General features: G+C 36.9%; 4 protein-coding genes and 2 pseudogenes. 5 read left to right on the plus strand and 1 reads right to left on the minus strand.

The annotated features are described in order from the left end of the window. Positions 1–47: 47 nt before the first annotated feature. The 4 genes from JCM21531_RS16445 to JCM21531_RS16455 all read left to right on the plus strand — a co-directional run bounded on the left by JCM21531_RS16445 (position 48) and on the right by JCM21531_RS16455 (position 2863). On the plus strand, positions 48–305 hold the full coding sequence (locus JCM21531_RS16445; RefSeq protein ID WP_038291451.1) for a hypothetical protein: 258 nt from the start codon (positions 48–50) through the stop codon (positions 303–305). A gap of 178 nt (positions 306–483) precedes the next feature. After that, positions 484–684, plus strand: coding sequence for a hypothetical protein (locus JCM21531_RS23180; protein ID WP_243467872.1), 201 nt, complete (start codon positions 484–486; stop codon positions 682–684). Between the two features lie 75 nt (positions 685–759). Then, positions 760–1701, plus strand: a complete 942-nt coding sequence (locus JCM21531_RS16450) for a glycosyltransferase family 39 protein (RefSeq protein ID WP_304515568.1) — start codon at positions 760–762, stop codon at positions 1699–1701. Between the two features lie 295 nt (positions 1702–1996). Next, positions 1997–2863, plus strand: a complete 867-nt coding sequence (locus tag JCM21531_RS16455; protein ID WP_243467874.1) for a CotS family spore coat protein — start codon at positions 1997–1999, stop codon at positions 2861–2863. A gap of 49 nt (positions 2864–2912) precedes the next feature. Here JCM21531_RS16455 and JCM21531_RS16460 read toward each other — a convergent pair. After that, positions 2913–4581, minus strand: a pseudogene (locus tag JCM21531_RS16460) (formate--tetrahydrofolate ligase). Positions 4582–4741: 160 nt separating this feature from the next. Between JCM21531_RS16460 and yabG the strand changes: the two are divergent. After that, positions 4742–5616, plus strand: a pseudogene (gene yabG / locus JCM21531_RS16465) (sporulation peptidase YabG). Positions 5617–5740 lie beyond the last annotated feature (124 nt).

Genomic DNA, 5740 nt, shown 5'->3' on the forward strand with positions numbered 1-5740 from the left:
TATTCTTATGAGATATAATAATTGATTTCGAAAGGGTGAGTAACCAAATGGAGTTTATCAAACGTAAGCTTCTCAATGAATCTATTCGCTTTATTGAATTATGTCAATCTTATGTGCTGGATGGAAAAATAAATGTAGAGACATACAATTCGCTTTCAGGTATTAAATTAAGCTTTATAAAAGATATGCTGGAAAGAGAGAATACAAGTATTTATTTTGACAGAGATTTTTTTAGAAGAATAAATGAGCTGTTTAAAACAAATTCTCTTATCTATGAGATGAGTAAAAAAGCTATTACCAGATAGATTTCTGTAATGTTTAAATAAAGTACAAATGGTAAGAATATAATTTGCATGATTAAAAAGATGCTTCTTAAAGTATCTTTTATTTGGCCTCTTGGAATGAAATGAAAGAGGCCAAAGCGAAGAGACTCGATGTCCCGAGCTTTTATTTAGGGTAAAAACCTTTGGGGAGTAGATGAAAATGATACGTAAAAACAAGCATTATTTTACTCTGGTGTTGATTATCCTTACATCCCTGATTATAAAAATTGTTTTGATATTAAAGTATCAAAACAGTTTAACCCTGTTTAGCGATGATTTAAACTATGTAAAGAGTGCAGCAGTACTTGTAAAAAGAGGTATTTATATTTTTCATAATTTAAATGAACCACTGTCTTTGTAACACCCGTATATCCTTTTTTTCTTGCAACGGTTTTTAAGTTGTTTGGAATAGCTGGCAGGCTTTCAGGCAGCGAGAATTATACAGGCAATAATGAGCTCTGTAACTATACTTCTTGTTTATTTGATTGCCGAGAAGCTTTTTAACAAAAATGTAGGCCTGCTTACGGCATTTCTGGTGGCATTCTATATTCCGAATATTATAACTGTGGGATATATGCTGACAGAAACGCTTTTTACAATGCTTCTTTGTCTTCTTATATATTTTAGCCTGTTGTTTGCCAAAAAGCCGAAAAAGGCCTATTTTGGACTTTTGGGAGTTCTTTGGGCAGTTACAACACTGTGTAGACCCACCATAGCTCTATATCCGGTTTTTTTATTTATCTACCTGTTTTGGTCGGAACGTGTAAAGATTATTGACATGATAAAGCTGGGAGCTGTTATGTTTTTGGCTTTTACAGTAGTAATATCTCCATGGTGGATAAGGAACTATCGTGAGTATGGGGAGTTTATACCCCTTGCAGCATCCAGCGGAAATCCCATGCTTCAGGGGACATATGTAAATTATGAGCAAACACCGGAAAATACAGTATATTACAAACTGGGAAGGAATGCTTTTGAAACTAACAAAACAGAAGTTGCTGTTGCTAAAATGAGGATAAAGGAAGAATTTAAGAAAGACTTCTGGGGATATCTTAAATGGTATACGATAGATAAGACAAACCTGTTCTGGAGGACAGTGTTTTATTGGAAGGGCTTTTTCAATATTCCCCACTTCGTTGTATTGTACAGCCATCTAATTATAGTATATGCAGGGTTTGCCGGCATAATTGTATTGTTATTCAAGGGGATTGGCAAATACAGCCTGCCTATACTGGTAATGCTTTATTTCAATGCTACTCACTGTGTTTATATGGCCTTTGACAGGTACGCATTTCCTATGATACCTCTTCTGTCGATATTTACATCCTTCTTGATTCTAAAGGTTCTAAACTTAAGATGGATAAAAATCCGGTTCTAATTTTTAGGACGTGTTAATATGATTATAATTATACGGAGAGTAAATTGGGAGCATCGTTCTATGAAAAAGATTTAGTTCAATTGAACTGAATTTACAGCCTCTGTAGACTTAAATTTGAGTTCGCGGAATAAAAATGTAAATGGGCAGAAATAAGCTATAGGATGTCTGGGGGGTTGAAAATGCAAGATATAGATAAAGAATTGTCCAGGATATATGATTTTAATATAGATAAAATTTATCCTCTAAAAACCATTATATTATTGAGACATCGGAAGGAAAGAAAGTTTTAAAGAATATTAACTGTTCACCGGAACGCATAATGTTTGTGCATGGAGCGAAAGAACATCTGTACAATAATGATTTTAAAAATATAGACAGGTATTTATATAACAAGTCCGGAAGCCCGGTATCACTTATAAACGGAGGCCTTTATACAGTTTCGGAGGCAGTGGAGGGAAGAGAGTGTGATTTTAATAACAGGGATGATGTCATAAGAGCATCAAAAACATTGGCAATGCTGCATAAGGCTTCGAAAGGATATATTCCGCCTCAAAACAGCATTGTAAGAGATGATTTGGGAAAGCTTCCCGAGTATTTTAACAAGAGATTGGAAGAGATTAAAAGAACAAAAAAGATGGCCCAAAGGGAAAAGGGCAAGTTTGATTATTTAATTCTAGAGTATATTGACTATTTTTATGAGCTGGGAGAGGATGCATTGGAGAGAATACACAATTCAATGTATTTTGATGTGGTAAAAAAAACCCGTGAAGATAGGTTGTTTTGTCATCATGATTATACCCATTGCAATATAATTTGCACAGACTCGGAAACATCGGTTATAAATTTTGAATATTGCAGTTTTGAGTTAAAAGTATATGATGTTGCAAATCTTTTAAGAAGAAAAATGAGAAAGTGCAACTGGGATATAGATGAGGCAATGGTCATAATTGATGCATATACATCCATAGAACCCATATCTAAAGATGAATTTGAGATTTTGAAAATTATGCTTCAGTTTCCCCAAAAGTTCTGGAGAGTGGTAAACAGGTATTACAACAGCAGACGCATAAGAAGGGAAAAAAGCTTTGTAGCAAGGTTTAACGAGGTGATTGAAGAAATTGAGTATCATAAAAAGTTTTTAAACGAATTTAATAAAATTTGATTGGGTAAAACAAAAATTTAAGGCCCAAGGGGTGTAAACCCCATGGGCTCTAAAAAAGACCTATAATAACTCCGTTTTCATCAATATCGATTTTTTCTGCGGCAGGAACTTTAGGAAGACCGGGCATTGTCATAATGTCTCCGGTAATCGCAACTATAAATCCTGCTCCGCTGGATAGCTTTATTTCTCTTACTGTAACGACAAACCCTTGGGGCCTACCTAAAAGGTTGGGTCGTCGGAAAGGGAGTACTGCGTCTTGGCTATGCATATGGGCAACTTATCCATTTTAAGCTCTTCAATTTTTTTGATTGCTCTTTCAGCTGCCGGCAAAATGCTGACACCGTCTGCACCGTATATTTCCTTGGCAATTTTCTCTATTTTTTCCCTTATAGAAAGATTTACGTCATAAAGAGGTTTGAAATCGGATTTTTGTGTTTCGGTAAGCATTACAAGCTTTTCGGCCAGTTCTATTCCGCCTTCGGAACCTTTTGAAAATACATCTGAAAACGCAACTTCAACATTCATATCTTTGCATCGGTTTTTAACGTATTCGATTTCAGCATCGGAATCAGTATTAAAATGATTGATAGCCACAAGGACCGGCACGTTGAATTTCCTGATATTCTCTATATGCTTTTCAAGATTGACAAATCCGCTTTGAAGGGCTGAAATATTCTCAATACCCAGATTTTCTTTTTTTACACCGCCATTATACTTAAGGGCCCTTATAGTAGCTACCAGAACGACCAAATCAGGCTTTAACCCTGCATAGCGGCATTTGATATCAAAGAACTTTTCAGCACCCAAGTCCGCACCGAAACCTGCTTCCGTAATGCAGTAGTCGGCAAGCTTTAACCCGAGCCTTGTGGCAACAATACTGTTGCAGCCGTGGGCTATATTGGCAAAGGGGCCGCCGTGCATTATTGCTGGAGTGTTTTCCAAAGTTTGAACAAGATTTGGTTTTATGGCATCTTTAAGGAGCAAAGCCATTGCACCGTTTACCTTTAAATCCTTTGCAAAGACCGGCTTGCCATCACAGGTATATCCTATGAGTATTCTTCCAAGGCGTTCTTTTAGGTCCATAAGCCTGTTGAAAGGCACAAAATAGCCATAACCTCCGATGCGACCGTTATCAGGAAACCATCCTCTCTAGGGGTGCCGTTTGCTTTTCCCCCGAGACCTACCACAATATTTCTAAGCGCCCGGTCATTCATATCCATTGCTCTTTTCCATATTATCTGCCGTACATCAATATTAAGCTCATTTCCCTGCTGTATGTGATTATCGATAGCAGCTGACAATAAGTTGTTGGCAGCAGTTATCGCGTGCATGTCTCCGGTAAAGTGTAAATTTATATCTTCCATGGGAACTACCTGAGAGTATCCTCCTCCGGCCGCTCCGCCTTTAATTCCCATTACGGGACCTAAAGATGGTTCTCTTAAAGCAATCACTGCTTTTTTCCCGATTCTTGACATAGCCTGTCCCAATCCGACAGTGGTGGTGGTTTTTCCTTCACCGGCGGGTGTAGGGTTTATTGCAGTCACCAAAATAAGCTTGCCGTCGGGCCTATCCTTTACTCTTTCCCAGAGCTTGTCGGATAATTTTGCTTTGTATTTTCCGTAGAGCTCAAGCTCTTCTTCCTCAATACCAAGCTCTGAGGCAATTTGATTTATAGGCTTCATTTTACACGATTGGGCTATTTGAATATCTGTTAGCACGCTTAATACCTCCTGAGAACTGTTCCCATTTATTAATAGCAGGAATAGTTTAATTATATTTTATTATATCGTTTATTGGCATAGCATTTCAATACCCATCACCATTGGTAAAGATAAAACATATTATGTATAGTAGAAAGTTAAATTGAGGGTGGTATTTATGAGTTTAAAAATTGGGGATATTGTGGCAAGAAAATCCTATGGCTCGGACATATTGTTCAAGGTTGTTGACATAAAATACGAAAAGGGAAATAAGATAGTTATACTGAAGGGTATTTGCTACAGACTTGAAGCTGATGCTCCCGAAACGGATTTGGTCGTGCAGTCGGATACTTGTGTCCGGGAATATAATGCAAGGGTTAACAGGTCTGTAAAGGAAAAAATAAGGAGCTTAAACGAATCTCTAATGAGAGATAAATCAAAAAAAAATTCTTTCGTGACGTCCCTAAAGAGAATAATGAGAACTTTCCAAAGCCTGGTAAGGTGCTTCATATTGATGGGGACAGTGATTACCTTGATACTTGTATGGAGGAGTACAGGAAGTTAGGAATTGAGGCTGTAGGTGTATATGTAAGGGAAAGGGAACAGCCTTTTAAGATATTCAATCTTTTAAAAGAGCACAAGCCTGATATCCTTGTGCTTACAGGACATGACGGTGTAATAAAGACTGAAAAAGGGTATTCGGATATTGAAAATTACAGAAATTCAAAATATTTTGTTGAAGCGGTGAGAGAGGCCAGACGCTTTGACAGTAATTTGGATAGTCTTGTCATTTTCGCCGGTGCTTGCCAGTCGATGTTTAAAAAAATCATTGAAGCCGGCGCAAATTTTGCAAGTTCGCCTTATAGAGTACTTATTCATGCCCTTGATCCGGTAATGATATGTGAAAAAATAGCATTTACAAGCATAAACCAGGTGATAACTCCGCAGGATGTAATAAACAAAACAATTACCGGAGTCAAAGGTATAGGTGGAATAGAAACAAGAGGGAAATACAGAAATGGATTTCCACGGGAACCTTATAATATAAAATAATAAATGATATAGATATAAAAGGATATTTTGGCTAAGAAATACTAAATGTAGATGAAATGTTGAATAATATCATCAATATTTAGTATGCTTGGTTTCAAGCGGGTTGCATGTAAGAAATCACCTC

The organism is Acetivibrio straminisolvens JCM 21531 (assembly GCF_000521465.1).
Classification (GTDB): domain Bacteria; phylum Bacillota; class Clostridia; order Acetivibrionales; family Acetivibrionaceae; genus Hungateiclostridium; species Hungateiclostridium straminisolvens.

Bases quoted from the DNA above. Each gene is read 5' to 3' on its own strand.
- JCM21531_RS16445 (WP_038291451.1), top strand. From the start codon at position 48: ATGGAGTTTATCAAACGTAAGCTTCTCAATGAATCTATTCGCTTTATT.
- JCM21531_RS23180 (WP_243467872.1), top strand. From the start codon at position 484: ATGATACGTAAAAACAAGCATTATTTTACTCTGGTGTTGATTATCCTT.